Origin of the sequence: Micromonospora sp. DT231, assembly GCF_049847025.1 — a bacterium.
Classification (GTDB): domain Bacteria; phylum Actinomycetota; class Actinomycetes; order Mycobacteriales; family Micromonosporaceae; genus Micromonospora.
The window spans coordinates 23,592-40,054 of the sequence record NZ_JBNCNO010000018.1; the positions used below are offsets into that span (position 1 = coordinate 23,592).

Annotated in this window: 15 protein-coding genes; 4 read left to right on the forward strand and 11 right to left on the reverse strand. The window is 70.5% G+C overall.

Annotation, left to right across the window (positions count from 1 at the left end):
- Positions 1 to 446 precede the first annotated feature (446 nt).
- The 8 genes from ACPXBU_RS31650 to ACPXBU_RS31685 all read right to left on the reverse strand — a co-directional run bounded on the left by ACPXBU_RS31650 (position 447) and on the right by ACPXBU_RS31685 (position 7,410).
- Positions 447 to 971: an iron-sulfur cluster assembly protein gene (locus ACPXBU_RS31650; protein WP_425761009.1), complete on the reverse strand. Its 525-nt coding sequence runs from the start codon at positions 969 to 971 to the stop codon at positions 447 to 449.
- 76 nt (positions 972 to 1,047) lie between these two features.
- The gene (sufU, locus tag ACPXBU_RS31655) at positions 1,048 to 1,521 is read right to left on the reverse strand and encodes a Fe-S cluster assembly sulfur transfer protein SufU (protein ID WP_393362955.1); all 474 of its coding nucleotides are present in this window, start codon (positions 1,519 to 1,521) and stop codon (positions 1,048 to 1,050) included.
- Positions 1,521 to 2,825 carry a cysteine desulfurase gene (locus ACPXBU_RS31660; RefSeq protein WP_425761010.1) on the reverse strand — a complete coding sequence of 435 codons (1,305 nt, stop codon included), beginning with the start codon at positions 2,823 to 2,825 and terminating at the stop codon, positions 1,521 to 1,523. The genes sufU and ACPXBU_RS31660 overlap by 1 nt, the downstream gene beginning before the upstream one ends.
- Before the next feature lie 20 nt (positions 2,826 to 2,845).
- On the reverse strand, positions 2,846 to 3,619 hold the full coding sequence (gene sufC / locus ACPXBU_RS31665; RefSeq protein WP_007462702.1) for a Fe-S cluster assembly ATPase SufC: 774 nt from the start codon (positions 3,617 to 3,619) through the stop codon (positions 2,846 to 2,848).
- Positions 3,619 to 3,945, reverse strand: coding sequence for a non-heme iron oxygenase ferredoxin subunit (locus ACPXBU_RS31670; RefSeq protein ID WP_109820754.1), 327 nt, complete (start codon positions 3,943 to 3,945; stop codon positions 3,619 to 3,621). The genes sufC and ACPXBU_RS31670 overlap by 1 nt, the downstream gene beginning before the upstream one ends.
- Entirely contained in the window at positions 3,945 to 5,093 is a 1,149-nt protein-coding gene (gene sufD, locus ACPXBU_RS31675) for a Fe-S cluster assembly protein SufD (RefSeq protein ID WP_393362960.1), read from the reverse strand. Before sufD ends, ACPXBU_RS31670 begins: the two co-directional genes overlap by 1 nt.
- Positions 5,094 to 5,182: 89 nt before the next feature.
- The gene (sufB, locus tag ACPXBU_RS31680; protein ID WP_266244341.1) at positions 5,183 to 6,613 is read right to left on the reverse strand and encodes a Fe-S cluster assembly protein SufB; all 1,431 of its coding nucleotides are present in this window, start codon (positions 6,611 to 6,613) and stop codon (positions 5,183 to 5,185) included.
- Complete coding sequence (locus ACPXBU_RS31685) at positions 6,610 to 7,410, reverse strand: helix-turn-helix transcriptional regulator (RefSeq protein WP_393362963.1); 801 nt, start codon at positions 7,408 to 7,410, stop codon at positions 6,610 to 6,612. The genes sufB and ACPXBU_RS31685 overlap by 4 nt, the downstream gene beginning before the upstream one ends.
- A 98-nt stretch (positions 7,411 to 7,508) precedes the next feature.
- Here ACPXBU_RS31685 and ACPXBU_RS31690 point away from each other — a divergent pair, with 98 nt between their 5' ends.
- Positions 7,509 to 8,474: a COX15/CtaA family protein gene (locus tag ACPXBU_RS31690; protein WP_425761011.1), complete on the forward strand. Its 966-nt coding sequence runs from the start codon at positions 7,509 to 7,511 to the stop codon at positions 8,472 to 8,474.
- Between the two features lie 160 nt (positions 8,475 to 8,634).
- Here the strand turns inward: ACPXBU_RS31690 and ACPXBU_RS31695 are convergent, their stop codons facing one another.
- The 3 genes from ACPXBU_RS31695 to ACPXBU_RS31705 all read right to left on the reverse strand — a co-directional run bounded on the left by ACPXBU_RS31695 (position 8,635) and on the right by ACPXBU_RS31705 (position 11,142).
- Complete coding sequence (locus tag ACPXBU_RS31695; protein ID WP_425761012.1) at positions 8,635 to 9,555, reverse strand: ATP-grasp domain-containing protein; 921 nt, start codon at positions 9,553 to 9,555, stop codon at positions 8,635 to 8,637.
- A 13-nt stretch (positions 9,556 to 9,568) separates the two neighbouring features.
- Positions 9,569 to 9,904 carry a hypothetical protein gene (locus ACPXBU_RS31700; RefSeq protein WP_393362972.1) on the reverse strand — a complete coding sequence of 112 codons (336 nt, stop codon included), beginning with the start codon at positions 9,902 to 9,904 and terminating at the stop codon, positions 9,569 to 9,571.
- 284 nt (positions 9,905 to 10,188) lie between these two features.
- On the reverse strand, positions 10,189 to 11,142 hold the full coding sequence (locus tag ACPXBU_RS31705) for a heme o synthase (protein WP_393362974.1): 954 nt from the start codon (positions 11,140 to 11,142) through the stop codon (positions 10,189 to 10,191).
- A gap of 266 nt (positions 11,143 to 11,408) precedes the next feature.
- Between ACPXBU_RS31705 and tkt the strand changes: the two genes are divergently transcribed.
- The 3 genes from tkt to ACPXBU_RS31720 are packed head-to-tail and all read left to right on the forward strand — an operon-like array spanning position 11,409 to position 16,434.
- Positions 11,409 to 13,547: a transketolase gene (gene tkt / locus ACPXBU_RS31710; protein ID WP_425761013.1), complete on the forward strand. Its 2,139-nt coding sequence runs from the start codon at positions 11,409 to 11,411 to the stop codon at positions 13,545 to 13,547.
- Between the two features lie 15 nt (positions 13,548 to 13,562).
- Positions 13,563 to 14,738, forward strand: a complete 1,176-nt coding sequence (gene tal, locus ACPXBU_RS31715; RefSeq protein WP_393362980.1) for a transaldolase — start codon at positions 13,563 to 13,565, stop codon at positions 14,736 to 14,738.
- Positions 14,739 to 14,784: 46 nt separating this feature from the next.
- Positions 14,785 to 16,434, forward strand: a complete 1,650-nt coding sequence (locus tag ACPXBU_RS31720) for a glucose-6-phosphate isomerase (RefSeq protein ID WP_425761014.1) — start codon at positions 14,785 to 14,787, stop codon at positions 16,432 to 16,434.
- The last annotated feature ends 29 nt before the right edge of the window (positions 16,435 to 16,463 follow it).

Here is a 16,463-nt window from a genome sequence, read left to right on the forward strand (position 1 = left end):
ACCGGTCACAGACCGTAGCCGTCGCACCCACGGGTGCAGAGCAAAGGGCCCCCGACCACCCCCGGACACGCAAAGCCGGCCCCGCCAACGAGCACCCCACGCACCCCTGGCCGATCATCCTGGGTCGACGCACAAGACCACCCCGGCACAACAGCATGAAAGGCGAGACAGTGCCCATTGACGAACAACCCCTCGCCCTAACACAGGGGCGTTGACAACCAGGACACTGCGCGATCTTGCGGGCGGTACGGCACGCACGGAGCAGTTGCGGGGCGGCACAGCGCGGGGCGGCACAGCGCGGGGCGGCACAGCGCGGGGCGGCACAGCGCGGGGCGGCACAGCGCGGGGCGGCACTGCACAGGGCCTCGCCTGGGGCGTCACACGCAGCGAGCGCGACGCCCCGGGCGGGGCGTCGCGCTCGACGGGTAGAGCCGACCGGGGTCAGCTCAGACGTTGAAGCCGAGGGATCGGAGCTGGTCCCGGCCCTCGTCGGTGATCTTGTCCGGGCCCCACGGCGGGAGCCACACCCAGTTGATCCGGATGTCGTTGACCAGGCCGCCGCCGGGGCCGGTGGTCAGCGCCTGCCGGGTCTGGTCCTCGATCACGTCGGTCAGCGGGCAGGCCGCCGAGGTGAGCGTCATGTCCAGGGTGGCGACGTTCTCGTCGTCGACGTGTACGCCGTACACGAGGCCCAGGTCGACCACGTTGATGCCCAACTCCGGGTCGACGACGTCCTTCATCGCCTCCTCGATGTCGGCGATCATGGCCTTGCTGACGCCGCCCACGACCGCGTCGCCGCCCGCCGAGACGACCGCGTCGCCGTCCGCCGAGGCGACCGCTTCCACCGGGGCGACAGCGTCGTTGGCGGACGCCGGCACGGCACCATCGGTCGTCACGGCGTCGGTCTGCGGCGCCGCGACGGCGTCACCGGCCTCCGGCGTCGCCGCGGTAGCGGTGTTCTCGCTGCTCATGCCGTCCCTCCGCTTCGCTCCGTGACGCCGCGAGGCACCACTGCGCTGCACAAATGATTCGCTCGCTGACGCTCGCTCATGCCTTCACCTCCGGGCTCACGCCCACACCGGCGCGTGCCGCCGCGTCCTTGAACGCCATCCACGGCAGCAGCGCGCACTTGACCCGGGCGGGATAGCGGGCCACACCCGCGAAAGCAACCCCGTCACCGAGCACGTCCTCGTCCGGCGTGACCTGGCCACGTCCGGACATCAACTCCACGAACGCCTCGTGCACCTCGAAAGCTTCCCCGGCGCCGCGGCCGCGCAGCAACTCGTGCAGCACGCTCGCCGACGCCTGGCTGATCGAGCAGCCCATCCCGTCGTACGAGATGTCGTGCAGCACGTTGCCGTCGGTGGCCACCCGGACGGTGACCTCGTCGCCGCAGGTCGGGTTGACGTGGTGCGCCTCCGCGACCTGGTCGGCCGGGTCGTCTGCGTCGCGTAGGCCACGCCCGTGCGGGCGCTTGTAGTGGTCCAGGATGATCTCCTGGTAGAGCTGGTCGAGCTGCATCAGTCGAACACCTTCCGCACCTGCTCCAGACCGGCCACCAGAGCGTCGATCTCCTCGGTGGTGGTGTAGAGGTAGAACGAGGCCCGGGTCATGGCCGGGACACCGAACCGACTGCACACCGGCTTGGCGCAGTGGTGGCCCACCCGCACCTGCACGCCGAGCGAGTCGAGCACCTGACCCACGTCGTGCGGGTGCACGTCACCCAGGGCGAACGAGATGGTGCCGCCCCGGCCGACCGGCACGGTCGGGCCGAAGATCCGCAGGTCGGGCACCGCGCCGAGGGCGTCCAACGCGTACGCCGTCAACTCCTTCTCGTGCCACTGGATGGCCGGCATGCCGATGCCGGTGAGGTAGTCCACCGCCGCGCCGAGCGCCACGGCCTCGGCGATCGGCGGGGTGCCCGCCTCGAACCGGGCCGGCGGCGCGGCGAACGTCGAACGGGCCATGGTGACCGTCTCGATCATCGAACCACCGCCGAACACCGGCGGCATGGCCGCCAGCAGCTCGGCCCGGCCCCAGAGCACGCCGATGCCTGTCGGGCCGAGCATCTTGTGGCCGGTGAAGACGATGTAGTCGGCGTCCAGGTCGACCACGTCGATGGGCAGGTGCGGCACCGACTGCGAGCAGTCCAGCAGCAGCAGCGCACCCACCTCACGCACCCGCGCGGTGATGCGCGAGGTGGCGTTGACAGTGCCGAGGATGTTGGACATGTGCACCAGCGAGACGATCTTCGTCCGTTCGGTGACCAGGTCGTCCAGGCCCGACTCGTCCAGTCGGCCCTGCTCGGTGACGGGGAACCAGCGCAGGGTCGCGCCGGTGCGCTCGCAGAGCAGCTGCCACGGGACGATGTTCGAGTGGTGCTCCATCTCGGAGATCACCACCTCGTCGCCGGGGCCCAGGCGGAAGCGCGGGTCGCCGTCCGCGCGCAGCGAGGCGTTCGAGAAGGCGTACGCCACGATGTTGATCGCCTCGGTGGAGTTCTTGGTGAACACCACCTCGTCGACGCTCGGCGCCGAGATGAACGCGGCGATCTTCGCCCGCGCCCCCTCGTACGCCTCGGTGGCCTCGGTGCCCAACGTGTGCACCGAGCGCGACACGTTGGCGTTGTGCCGCGCGTAGTGCTCATCGAGCACGTCGAGCACCTGGCGGGGCTTGTGCGAGGTGTTGGCGCTGTCGAGGTAGACCAGCGGGTGCCCGTTGATCTCCCGACCCAGGATCGGGAAGTCGGCGCGCACCCGGGCCACGTCGAAACGTGGCACGTCGTCGTACTGCGGCATCCCCGCGGGGATCGCGATGCTGGTCATCTCGGCAGCGCCTCTCCCGCTCAGGCCTTGGCCGTGCCGGCCCCGGCGGCGTACCGCTCGTAGCCCTCGGCCTCGAGCTTGTCGGCCAGCTCCGGGCCGCCCTGCTCGACGATCCGGCCGGCCACGAAGACGTGCACGAAGTCCGGCTTGATGTAGCGCAGGATCCGCGTGTAGTGGGTGATCAGCAGCACGCCGGTGTCGCCGGTGTCGCGGACCCGGTTGACGCCCTCGCTGACCACGCGCAGCGCGTCCACGTCGAGGCCCGAGTCGGTCTCGTCGAGGATGGCGATCTTCGGCTTGAGCAGCTCCAGCTGGACGATCTCGTGCCGCTTCTTCTCACCGCCGGAGAAGCCCTCGTTGACGTTGCGCTGGGCGAACGCCGGGTCCATCTGCAGGCGCTCCATCGCGCCGCGCAGCTCGCCACCCCAGGTGCGCAGCTTCGGCGCCTCACCGTCGATGGCGGTCTTCGCGGTGCGCAGGAAGTTGGCCACCGAGACGCCGGGCACCTCGACCGGGTACTGCATGGCCAGGAACAGGCCGGCGCGGGCCCGCTCGTCGACGGTCATGGCGAGCACGTCCTCGCCGTCGAGCGTCACCGTGCCGCCGGTGATCTCGTACTTGGGGTGACCGGCGATCGAGTACGCCAGGGTGGACTTGCCGGAACCGTTCGGACCCATGATCGCGTGGGTCTCCCCGGACTTCACGGTCAGGTCGACGCCGGCCAGGATCGGCTTGAGCTCACCCTCGGGCAGCTTGACCGACACCTTCAGGTCGCGGATCTCCAGGGTGCTCATTATCGGGTCACTCCATTACTCGGCGTCAGGCTGAGGTAGATGTCGCCGTCGCGGACTTCGACGGGGTAGACGGGGACGGGTTCGGTGGCCGGCAGACCGGAGGGCTGGCCGGTGCGCAGGTCGAAGCGCGAGCCGTGCAGCCAGCACTCGAGGGTGCAGCCGTCGACCTCGCCCTCGGAGAGGGCGACCGAGGCGTGCGAGCACTCGTCGTAGGCGGCGTAGAACTCGCCGTCCTCGCCGTGCACAAGCGCGATCGGGGTGCCGTCGACGTCCGCGCTGATCGCGGTGCCCTTCGGCACGTCCTCGGTGGAGCAGATGCGGATCATCAGGCGCCCGCCTTGGTGAGCCGGGCCTCGATCGCGTCGCCGAGGCGCTCGCGCAGCGACTCCACCGGGATCTTGTTGATCAGCTCGGCGAAGAAGCCGCGGACCACCAGGCGGCGGGCCTCGCTCTCCGGGATACCCCGGGCCATCAGGTAGAAGAGCTGCTCGTCGTCGAAGCGGCCGGTCGCGCTGGCGTGGCCGGCGCCGGCGATCTCGCCGGTCTCGATCTCCAGATTGGGTACGGAGTCCGCCCGCGCGCCGTCGGTGAGCAGCAGGTTCCGGTTGATCTCGTACGTGTCGGTGCCGGTCGCCTCGGCCCGGATCAGCACGTCGCCGACCCAGACGGTGTGCGCGTCCTCGCCCTGCAGAGCGCCCCGGTAGCCGACGTAGCTGCGGCAGTCCGGCACGGTGTGGTCGACAAGCTGCCGGTGCTCCAGGTGCTGGCCGGAGTCGGCGAAGTAGACGCCGTACAGCTCGGCCTCGCCACCCCGGCCGGTGTAGTCCACGCTCGTGAACTGACGGACCAGGTCGCCACCGAGGGTGACCTGGACGTGCACCACCCGGGCGTCCCGACCCAGCTTGATGGTGACGTGCTGCGCCTGCACCGCGTCCTCGGCCCAGTCGGCGACCGTGACCAGGGTCAGCTTCGCGCCGTCGGCGACGAACACCTCGACGTTGTCGGCGAGCGTCGCCGAGCCCTCCTGGGAGAAGACGACGGTGGCCTCCGCGAACCGACCCACCTGGACCTGGGTCCGGGCGAAGGCCAACTCCTCCGGGTACGCGCCCAGCAGCCGGACGATCACCGCGTCGGACACCACTGCCTCGGCGGCTACCTCGACAAGCGCCACGCGGGCCGCCCCGCCGTGGGCGAGCGCGCTGACCCGGTCGGTCGGCACCGAGGCGGGCGCGACGCTGGCGTCGGTCGGCTCGACGAGGCGCACCGACACGCCGGCCGGCAGGTCCGAGTGCTCGACCGTGACGCCGCGGCCGGTGGCGGCCGAGGTGTCGGCCGTGGCCAGACCGCGCAGGCGCTTGAGCGGGGTGAAACGCCACTCCTCCTCCAGGCCGGTGAGGGCCGGGAAGTCAGCGACGTCGTACGAGCGCAGCGCCTGCGACTTGGTGCTGGGTGGCGCGGAAGCCTGGGTAGTCATTTCTTCCTTGGTCTGTCTGTGCCGGGACGACGAGGTTGGGTCCAGGTGTGGCGGGCCGGTGCCCGGCCCGCCACTCGGGAGCGGCGGCGTCAGCCGACCGCGCCCTCCATCTGAAGCTCGATCAGGCGGTTGAGTTCCAGGGCGTACTCCATCGGAAGCTCCTTGGCGATCGGCTCGATGAAGCCACGCACGATCATGGCCATCGCCTCGTCCTCGCTCAGGCCCCGGCTCATCAGGTAGAAGAGCTGGTCGTCGCTGATCTTGGAGACGGTCGCCTCGTGCCCCATCGACACGTCGTCCTCACGGATGTCGACGTACGGGTAGGTGTCCGACCGGGAGATGGTGTCGACGAGCAGGGCGTCGCACTTGACCGTGCTCCGGCTGTGGTGCGAACCCTCCAGGACCTGCACCAGGCCCCGGTACGAGGTGCGGCCGCCGCCACGGGCGATCGACTTGGAGATGATGGTCGAGGAGGTGTGCGGGGCGGCGTGCACCATCTTGGCGCCGGCGTCCTGGTGCTGACCCTCGCCGGCCATCGCCACCGAGAGCACCTCGCCCTTGGCGTGCTCGCCGGTCATGTAGACCGCCGGGTACTTCATCGTCACCTTGGAGCCGATGTTGCCGTCGACCCACTCCATGGTCGCGCCCTCGTGGCAGACGGCGCGCTTGGTGACCAGGTTGTAGACGTTGTTCGACCAGTTCTGGATGGTCGTGTAGCGGCAGCGCGCGTTCTTCTTCACGATGATCTCCACGACCGCGCTGTGCAGCGAGTCGGAGGAGTAGAGCGGCGCGGTGCAACCCTCGACGTAGTGCACGTACGCACCCTCGTCGACGATGATCAGCGTCCGCTCGAACTGGCCCATGTTCTCGGTGTTGATCCGGAAGTAGGCCTGCAGCGGGATCTCCACCTGCACGCCCTTCGGCACGTAGATGAACGAGCCGCCGGACCACACGGAGGTGTTCAGCGCGGCGAACTTGTTGTCGCCGACCGGGATCACCGTGCCGAAGTACTCCTTGAAGACGTCCTCGTGCTCGCGCAGCGCGGTGTCGGTGTCCAGGAAGAGGACGCCCTGCTCCTCAAGGTCCTCACGGATCTTGTGGTAGACGACCTCGGACTCGTACTGCGCCGCGACACCGGCGACCAGCCGCTGCTTCTCCGCCTCCGGGATGCCCAGCCGGTCGTAGGTGTTCTTGATGTCCTCGGGCAGGTCCTCCCAGCTGGTGGCCTGCTTCTCGGTGGACCGAACGAAGTACTTGATGTTGTCGAAGTCGATGCCGGTGAGGTCCGCGCCCCAGGCCGGCATCGGCTTGCGGCCGAACAGCCGCAGACCCTTCAGCCGCAGGTCGAGCATCCACGCCGGCTCGTTCTTCTTGGCCGAGATGTCCCGCACCACCGCCTCGTTGATGCCGCGCTGGGCGACCGCCCCGGCGGCGTCCGGGTCGGACCAGCCGTACTCGTACCGACCCAGTGCGGCGAGCTGCTCTTCCTGGGTCAGGGGCTGGACAATCTGCTCGGTCATCTAGCTGTCCTCACAGTGGTTACGGGATTACCGGATTGAGCGCGGCCCGGCTGGGTCGGGATGTGCGTGGTGCACACCCCGTCGCCGTGCGCGATGGTGGCAAGGCGCTGCACGTGGCTGCCGACCAGACGGGAGATCACCGCGGTCTCGGCCTCGCACAGCTGAGGGAATTCGGCGGCCACGTGCGCCACCGGGCAATGGTGCTGGCAGAGCTGACCGCCGGAGGCGATCGTGGTCGCGTTTGCAGCGTAACCCTCGGCGGTGAGCGCCGCGGCGAGTGCCTCGGCTCGCGCGAGCGGGTCGTCGCCGGCGTCCTCCATGGCCGTCCGGCAGCGCGACTCGAGGGCGGACACCTGCTCGGCGGCGAACGCCTCGACCGCGTCCGACCCGCCGCTGCGGGCGATCCACCGCAGCGCGGCGGTGGCCATGTTGTCGTAGTGATGGGTGCCACAGCGGACCCGACCGACCTCGGTCAGCATGAACACCTTGGCCGGACGCCCCCGACCACGGCTGCCCCGCACGACCTGCTCGCGGGAGTACACATCACCGTCGGCGAGCATCGCGTCGAGGTGCCGGCGGATCGCCGCCGGGCTGAGCCCGAGGGCGACACCGAGCTGCGCGGCGGTGGTGGCACCCTGCTCCAGCAGCAGTTGGGTGACCCGGTCGCGGGTGGAGGTCTCCGTCGCCGCGACGCCACCTGGCGTCGCCGACGTGGTCGCGACCGACGCGGACGCGGACGCGCCGACGGCCGGGACAGCCGTCGGCTGGTGCTCAGGAAGCGCCGCCGCGTTTTTCACAACGCCAACGTTACGTAATTACCCGGAGGGTCGCAAACCCGGGCCCCGGTGATCCGAACCACCGCGCCGACGGAGTCGGCCGAACCGCGATCACTACGGTGCGTAGGATTTGCGCCGTGAACCGAATCGCCCGTCCGGTCCCCGGCATCCTGCTGCGCCGCCTCGCGCTCGCCTCGATCATCGCGAACGTGGGCATCGTCCTGACCGGCGGGGCCGTCCGGTTGACCGCCTCGGGCCTCGGCTGCCCGACCTGGCCCCGGTGCACCGACGATTCGTACGTCACCACCCCCGAGATGGGTGTCTACGGGGTGATCGAGTTCAGCAACCGGATGCTGGCCTTCGCGGTGGGCCTGATCGCGCTGGCCACCCTGCTGGCCGTGCTGACGCTCAAGGGGCGGCGACCCGGGCTGCTGGCCCTCTCGGTCGTCGTGTTCCTGGGCATCCCCGCCCAGGCGGTGGTCGGTGGCATCACCGTGCTCACCAACCTCAACCCGTGGGTGGTCGGCCTGCACTTCCTCGCCTCGATGGCGGTGATCGCCGCCGCGTACGCCCTCTGGCGGCGCATCGGCGACCCGGACGGCCCGACCGTGGCCGTGGTGCCCACGCCGCTGCGCGCGCTGGCCCGGATCACCACCGGCGTAGCGGTCGCGGTGCTTGTCATCGGCACCTGGGTCACCGGCAGCGGCCCGCACGCCGGCGACCACGGCGCCGCCCGCAACGGGCTCGCCCCGGAGACGATCTCGCAGGTGCACGCGGACGGCGTCTTCCTGCTGATCGGGCTGTCGATGGCGCTGATCTTCGCGTTCCGCGCCGTCGGCGCGCGGCGGGCCACCCGTGCCGCGATCGTCCTGGTCGCCGTGGAGTTGGGGCAGGGCCTGATCGGCTTCGTGCAGTACTTCACCCACGTGCCGGCGATCCTGGTCGGCGCGCACATGCTCGGCTCCTGCCTGGTGCTGCTGGCCGCCCTGTCGGTGCAGTGGTCCACCCGCGAGCGCCGCCCGGCCACCCCGGCCGCCGAGGTCGCGGCGACCGACGCCGCCGACCCCGTCCCGATCACCGCCTGACCCCCGAGCGCCCTGCGTCGCGTGATCGACTCGGTTTTCAGGAAGTCGCGGTGTCCGGGTCGATCTGACGGGCCGACTTTCAGAAAGCCGAGTCGATCACAGCAAGGCCGAGTCGACCACGGCGCCCGGCGCGCGTGCGATCGCCGCCCGGCCGCGCCGGTCAGGCGCGGCGGGCCAGGTGGGTGGCTATCGCGGTGGCGAGGCGGTCGGGGGCCCCGTCGGCGTACCCGATGAACAGCGACGGCTCGGTCAGCTCCAACTCGACCAGGACCGGCTCGCCGTCCGGGCCGGGGATCAGGTCGACCCGGGCGTAGAGCAGTTGCCGCGTGCCGCCGGGCACCACGGCGAGGGTCCGCTCGGCCACCGCCAGCTGCGCGGGTCGGGCGGTACGGGCGGTGATCTCCTCGGCCTTGTAGAGCCCGTCCGGGCCGAGGTCGGGACCGGTCAGCATCGGCCCCTTGCGAATGGCGTGGCTGAAGGCGAGCCCGTCCGGGCCGGCCAGGAAGAGCAGTGCCGTCTCACCCTCGGTGTCGACCGCACGCAGGTACGGCTGGACCATTGTCACCCGACCGGCGTCGGAGAGCCGGCGGACGTGGGCGGCGGCGAGGTCCCGGTGGTCCGGGTCGACCAGGTCGTACCGGCCGGTGTCCTGGCCGCCGGCGCTGACCGCGGACTTGAGCACGTACTCGCCGGTCTCGGCGGGTGGTTGCCAGCTCTCCCCCGGCTCGACCCACGACGTCGGCACGGTCGGCACCCCGGCGGCGCTCAGCTCGGCGAGGTAGCGCTTGTCGGTGTTCCAGCGCACCACGCTGGCGGGGTTGACAAGCGTCGGGACGGTTGCCGTCCAGGCCACGAACTCGTCGCGGCGCAGCGCGTAGTCCCAGGGTGAGCGGAGGACGACCAGGTCGAAGGAGGACCAGTCGACGTCGGGGTCGTCCCAGACCGCTGTCGCGACGGAGATGCCACGGGCCTGGAGCGGGGCGAGGACCAGCCGGTCGTCCGGGTCGAGATCGACGAGGTCGGCACAGGTGACGAGAGCGACCCGGGGTTTCCCCCGGGTCGACTGGTGGTGGGTGGTCAATTGAGCTGGCTGGTCAGCGGGCCATGGTGCGGCGGGCCATCGACCGCCAGAGGTCGTTGCTCGGGCGCATCTGGTCCATCAGTTCACGCTCCCAGGCGTTCTCGACGGTGACTCCCGCCTTGGCGCACGCCTCCCGGGCGGTGACGGTGTCGTCGGCGAACTGGTCGCCCCACTCGCCGTCGGAACCCACCAGGACGATTCGCGCGCCACGCTTGCCGACGTACTCGATGACCGCCTTCGCGCCGCCGTGGCCGGCGGCGAACGCCTGAAGGCCCGCGACCAGGCCGCGGGGGGCCTGCTCGTCGGCGGTCTGCTCGGCCGTCAGCGTCGTATCGGAACCATCTGCCATGACGCGAAGCCTAAGCAGACTTGCACCCGCCCGGGCGAGAACCATGAACCTTTTGTGATGCCAATTACCTACAGGTTTAACGAAGACCACGGCGAGCCTGTCCGGTTATATCCGGACTTTTACCCTCAAAGCGAGCGGGCAAATCGATCCGCAGGCCGCGCAGTTGAGCCGATCCGACTCATGCCGAAAGTTACCCTGATGTGACGTAAAAGCGGACAATTCATCGATGTCCGTGATTAGTCGGGAAGTCGGCGACGTGTGCCGCTACCGCGGGGCGGGACGGCTCAGATCAACGCGTCGAGCGCGACAGCGACGAACACGATCGTCAGGTACGTCGTGGACCAGTGGAACAGTCGCATCGGCTTGACCGCCTCGCCACGCGTCGCGCGCCGGCAGAGTCGGTGCGCCTCGACCACGAAGATGGCGCCCACCACCAGGGTCGGCACCCCGTAGATCGCGCTGAGCCCCAGCGGCCAGACGGCCAGGGAGGTGAGCACGGTGAGCCACGCGAAGATCAGGATCTCGGCGTTCACCCGGCGGACCGAGGCCACCACCGGCAGCATCGGGATCCCGGCGCGGGCGTAGTCGTCCTTGTACTTCATGGCGAGCGGGTAGAAGTGCGGCATCTGCCAGAAGAAGACCACCGCGAAGAGCCCCCAGGCGGCCGGCGCCAGCGAGCCGGTCACCGCCGCCCACCCGATCAGCACCGGAGCCGCCCCGCAGGCGCCACCCCAGAAGGTGTTCGTCGGAGTGGAGCGCTTGAGCCACAGCGTGTAGATGACGTCGTAGTAGACGATCGCGGCAAGCGTCAGGCCGGCGGCGAGCAGATTGGTGAACGCCGCCATCAGGGCGATCGACACCGCCGCCAGCACCAGACCGAAGACCAGCGCGTTACGGGGTGACACGGTGTGCGCCGGCAGCGGCCGGCGCTTGGTACGCCGCATCAACTGGTCGATGTCCCGGTCGATGTAGCAGTTGAGCACGCTTGCCGCGCCCGCGGCGAGCGAGCCACCGATCAGCACGACGGCCATCAGCCACAGCGACGGGAGCCCGCCGTCGGCGAGCATCATCGCCGGGACGGTGGTGACCAGCAGAAGTTCGACGATGCGCGGCTTGGTGAGCGCCACGTACGCCGACAGGACCGCGCGTACGTCCCGCCGGGCCACCGGGCCCTCGGCCGCCCGCGCCGGGTGCTGCCCGGCCGGGTTGCTCGCGGGGCGCTCGGTGATCATGCTCACGGATTGCCACCTTCCGGCATCGGGCACGGGGAGATCGGATCGGTCGGGACCGCTCGGGCCCGCACACCGACCCACACACTACGCGTTGTCGTTTTGGCTGCCCGGCCGACCCGACAACGGTGCCTGCCGTCACACCACCGGGTTGAACCAAGCATCCGGAACGTCACCTCGCGCACACCATGCGGAGATCCCCGGGCGAGCGTTTAGGGACGCTCGATAAGGTCATCGGTGAGGGTTCCGCCCATCTGCCGAGGAGCACAACCATCGTGGCTGCCAAACGACCCGAGCACTCCGCACTGAACTGGTCCGACCTCGATCGCCGGGCCGTCGATACCGTCCGCGTGCTGGCCATGGACGCCGTTGAGAAATCCGGCAACGGTCACCCGGGCACCGCGATGAGCCTCGCGCCCGCGGCGTACCTCCTCTTCAACCGCGTCATGCGACACAACCCCGCCGACCCGAACTGGCCCGGCCGGGACCGGTTCGTCCTCTCCGCCGGGCACTCCAGCCTGACGCTCTACATCCAGCTCTTCCTGTCCGGTTACCCGTTGAGCCTGGACGACCTCAAGTCGCTGCGGCAGTGGGGCTCGCAGACGCCGGGTCACCCCGAGCACGGGCACACCCCGGGCGTGGAGACCACCACCGGCCCGCTGGGGCAGGGCCTGGGCAACGCGGTCGGCATGGCCATGGCGGCCCGCCGCGAGCGCGGCCTGTTCGACCCCGAGACGGAGCCGGGCGCGTCGGTCTTCGACCACGACATCTGGTGCATCGTCTCCGACGGCGACATCGAGGAGGGCATCAGCCACGAGGCCAGCGCCCTCGCCGGGCACCAGCAGCTGGGCAACCTCACGGTGATCTACGACGACAACGAGATCTCCATCGAGGACGACACCCGGATCGCCAAGAGCGAGGACGTCGCCGCCCGCTACGAGGCGTACGGCTGGCACGTGCAGACCGTCGACTGGCGCAGCGGTGACGCCGACCAGGGCGACTACCACGAGGACGCCGAGGCGCTGTACGCCGCGCTGGTGGCCGCCAGGGCGGAGACCGCCCGGCCCTCCTTCATCGCGCTGCGCACCATCATCGGCTGGCCCGCCCCCAACAAGCAGAACACCGGCAAGATCCACGGCTCGGCTCTCGGCGCCGACGAGGTGAAGGCCACCAAGCAGATCCTCGGCTTCGACCCGGAGCAGACCTTCCAGGTCGACGAGGACGTGCTCGCCCACGCCCGCTCGGTGATGGGCCGCGGCTCCGACGCCCAGCAGGAGTGGACCACCTCGTTCGACGCCTGGAAGAAGGCCAACCCGGAGCGCACCGCGCTCTACGAGCGGCTGGCTGGTCGCGTACTCCCCGACGGCTGGACCGACGCGCTGCCGGTCTTCCCCGCCGACGCCAAGGGCGTGGCCACCCGTGCCGCGTCCGGCAAGGTGCTGGAGGCGCTCGCGCCGGTGCTGCCGGAGCTGTGGGGTGGGTCGGCCGACCTGGCCGAGAGCAACAACACCACGATGAAGGGCGAGCCGTCGTTCATCCCGGCCACCCACGCCACCAAGGACTTCCCCGGTCACGAGTACGGCCGCACGCTGCACTTCGGCATCCGTGAGCACGCCATGGGCGCGATCCTCAACGGCATCGCCCTGCACGGCGGCACCCGCCCGTACGGCGGCACGTTCCTGGTGTTCAGCGACTACATGCGCCCGTCGGTGCGGCTGGCCGCGTTGATGGGGCTGCCGGTCACCTACGTGTGGACGCACGACTCGATCGGCCTCGGCGAGGACGGCCCGACCCACCAGCCGGTGGAGCACCTGACCGCGCTGCGCGCCATCCCGGGCCTGGACGTGGTCCGTCCGGCGGACGCCAACGAGACGGCGTGGGCCTGGCGGCAGGCGCTGGAGCACACCGACCGGCCCACCGCGTTGGCGCTGAGCCGGCAGCCGCTGCCGACCTTGGACCGCGACGTCCTGGGCAGCGCGGAGGGCGTGGCCAAGGGCGGTTACGTGCTGGCCGAGGCGTCCAACGGCAAGCCTCAGGTGATCATCATCGGCACCGGTTCCGAGGTGCAGCTCTGCCTGACCGCCCGGGAGCGGCTGGAGGCCGACGGCACCCCGACCCGGGTCGTCTCGATGCCCTGCCAGGAATGGTTCTACGAGCAGGATGAGGCGTACCGGGAGTCGGTGCTCCCGCGCGGGGTAAAGGCACGGGTGAGCGTGGAGGCGGGCATCGCGATGTCCTGGCGCGGAATCGTCGGTGACCTGGGCGAGAGCGTGAGCCTGGAGCACTACGGAGCGAGCGCCCCGCACACCGTGCTCTTCGAGCAGTTCGGGTTCACCGGCGACCGGATCGTGGCGGCGGCACACGCCTCGCTGGCTCGGGTGGGCGACATCACCGGTTTCACGACCGGAAACTGAGGGAGCGTGAACAGCATGGCCGACAAGCTGAATGAGCTCACCGCCGCGGGTGTGGCGGTCTGGCTCGACGATCTTTCCCGGGTGCGTTTGAGTTCCGGCGGGCTGGACAAGCTCCGCCGCGAGAAGCACGTGGCCGGTGTCACCACCAACCCGACGATCTTCGCGAAGGCGTTGAGCGACGCCGACGAGTACAACTGGCAGCTACGCGACCTCGCCACCCGTGACGTGGACGTGGAAGAGGCCGTACGCATGCTCACCACGTACGACGTGCGGTGGGCCTGCGACGTGATGCGCCCGTCGTACGACGGCAGCGAGGGCGTCGACGGCCGGGTCTCGATCGAGGTGGACCCGCGCAGCGCGCACGACGCGGACAAGACGGTCGCCGAGGCCAAGGCCCTGTGGTGGTTGGTCGACCGCCCCAACCTCTACATCAAGATCCCGGCCACCGAGGAGGGCCTGTCGGCGATCACCGACACCCTCGCCGAGGGCATCAGCGTCAACGTGACGCTGATCTTCGGCCTGGACCGCTACTCGGCGGTCATGGAGGCGTTCCTCGCCGGTCTGGAGCAGGCCAAGGCCAACGGCCACGACCTGTCGAAGATCGGTTCGGTCGCGTCGTTCTTCGTCTCCCGCGTCGACTCCGAGGTCGACAAGAGGCTGGAGAAGGTCGGCTCCGACCAGGCGAAGGCCCTGAAGGGCAAGGCCGCGGTCGCCAACGCGCAGCTGGCGTACGAGCGCTACACCGAGGTGTTCTCCTCCGACCGGTGGAAGGCGCTCGCCGGCGCCGGCGCGCACCCGCAGCGGCCGCTGTGGGCGTCCACCTCGACGAAGAACCCGGACTACCGCGACGTCATCTACGTCGAGGAGCTGATCGCCCCCGGTACGGTCAACACCATGCCGGAATCGGTCATCCACGCGTACGCCGACCATGGCGAGACCCGCGGCGACACCATCACCGGCGCGTACGACGCGGCCCGGAAGGTCTTCGCGGACCTGGAGTCGGTCGGGGTGGACATGGACGACGTGATCGCCACCCTGGAGCGGGAGGGCGTGGAGAAGTTCGAGGCCAGCTGGCAGGAGCTGCTCGACGGCGTCCGCAAGTCGCTGCAGGCCGCGGCCCAGGGCACCGGCGCGCCGAACAAGGCCGCCAAGGGCAACGCCAAGGGCGCCGAGAAGGCCGGTGGCGCATGAGCGAGCGAATCACCAAGCTCAGCACGCGGCGAAGCGGAGTGACGGCATGAGCGACCTTCTCGCAGGGCCGGTGGAGGCCGCTGCCGGGCTCGCCGTGTACGGCGCGGACGCCGTCGACAAGTCCGCGCCGGCCTCGACCCGGGACGCGCTGGTCAAGGCCGGTGTCCCGGGCAAGCTGGCCGGCAAGGACGCGAGCCTGTGGGGTCCGGACGCCGAGGCCGAGGCGAAGGTCCGGCTCGGCTGGGTCGACACCCACCGGCGCAGCCGGGAGTTGCTGGTGCAGCTCGCCGAGCTGAAAGCCGAGTTGGCCGACCTGGACCACGTGGTGCTCGCCGGGATGGGTGGTTCGTCGCTGGCCCCCGAGGTGATCACCCGTACCCTGGGTCGCCCGCTGACCGTGCTGGACACCACCGACCCGGGCCAGGTCCGGGCGGCGCTCGGTGACCGGCTGGAACGCACGGTGGTGGTGGTGGCCAGCAAGTCCGGGTCGACGGTGGAGACGGACAGCCACCGGCGCGTCTACTGGCAGGCGTTCCTGGACGCCGGGATGACCGAGGCGGAGGCCGGCCGGCACTTCGTCGTCGTCACCGACCCGGGTTCGCCGCTGGAGGCCACCGCGGCCGAGATGGGCGCGTTCACCGTGCTCGCCGACCCGAACGTCGGCGGCCGATACTCGGCGCTCACCGCGTTCGGCCTGGTGCCCTCGGCGCTGGCCGGGGTCGAGGTCGCGGAACTGCTCGACCAGGCCGACGCGCTTGCCGCGTCGCTCGGCGCCGACCGGGACAATCCGGCGCTGGCGCTGGGCGCCGCCCTGGGCGCCGCGGCCACGTTGGCCCGGGACAAGGTCGCCCTGGTCTCCGACGGCACCGGCATCGACGGCCTCGGCGACTGGGCCGAGCAGTTGATCGCCGAGTCGACGGGCAAGGCCGGGGTGGGCATCCTCCCGGTGGTCGTGGAGTCCCCGCAGAGCCCCGGCGCCACCGGCGCGGACGTGCTGACGGTCAGCTACGGCGGCTCGCTCGCCCCCGGTGACGTGCCAGGTGGCGGCGCCACCCCGGACGTGGCCGTCAACGGCCCGCTGGGCGCGCAGTTCCTGGCCTGGGAGTACGCGACGGCGGTGGCCGGCGTGGTGCTCGGCATCGACCCGTTCAACCAGCCGAACGTCACCGAGTCCAAGGAGAACACCAACAAGATCCTGGCCTCGGGTCCGCCGGCGGAGTCGCCGTCGTTCACCGAGGGCGCGATCGAGGTGTACGCCCCGCAGGGCGCTCCCGGGGACCTGGCCGGCGTGCTGCGCTGGCTGCTCGACGGGCTGGGCGACGACGGTTACCTCGCGGTGATGGCGTACCTCGACCGGTTCGCCGACGCGGACGCGGCCCGGCTGCGGCCGCTGCTGGCGCAGGCGGGCGGGCGGCCGGTCACGTTCGGTTGGGGGCCGCGGTTCCTGCACTCCACGGGCCAATACCACAAGGGTGGCCCACAGGTGGGCAGCTACCTCCAGGTGACCGGCGCGGTCGCCGAGGACCTGGCGGTGCCGGGCAAGCCGTACACGTTCGGTGAGTTGCAGGCGGCGCAGGCCGCCGGGGACCGGCAGGCGCTCGCCGGACGGGACCGCCCGGTGCTGCGGCTGCATCTGACCGACCGTGCCGCCGGTGTCGCCCAACTGCTCGACGCCGCCGGTGACCTGCCGGCGTGAGGATGGACGACGTGACTGAAGCGGAAGCG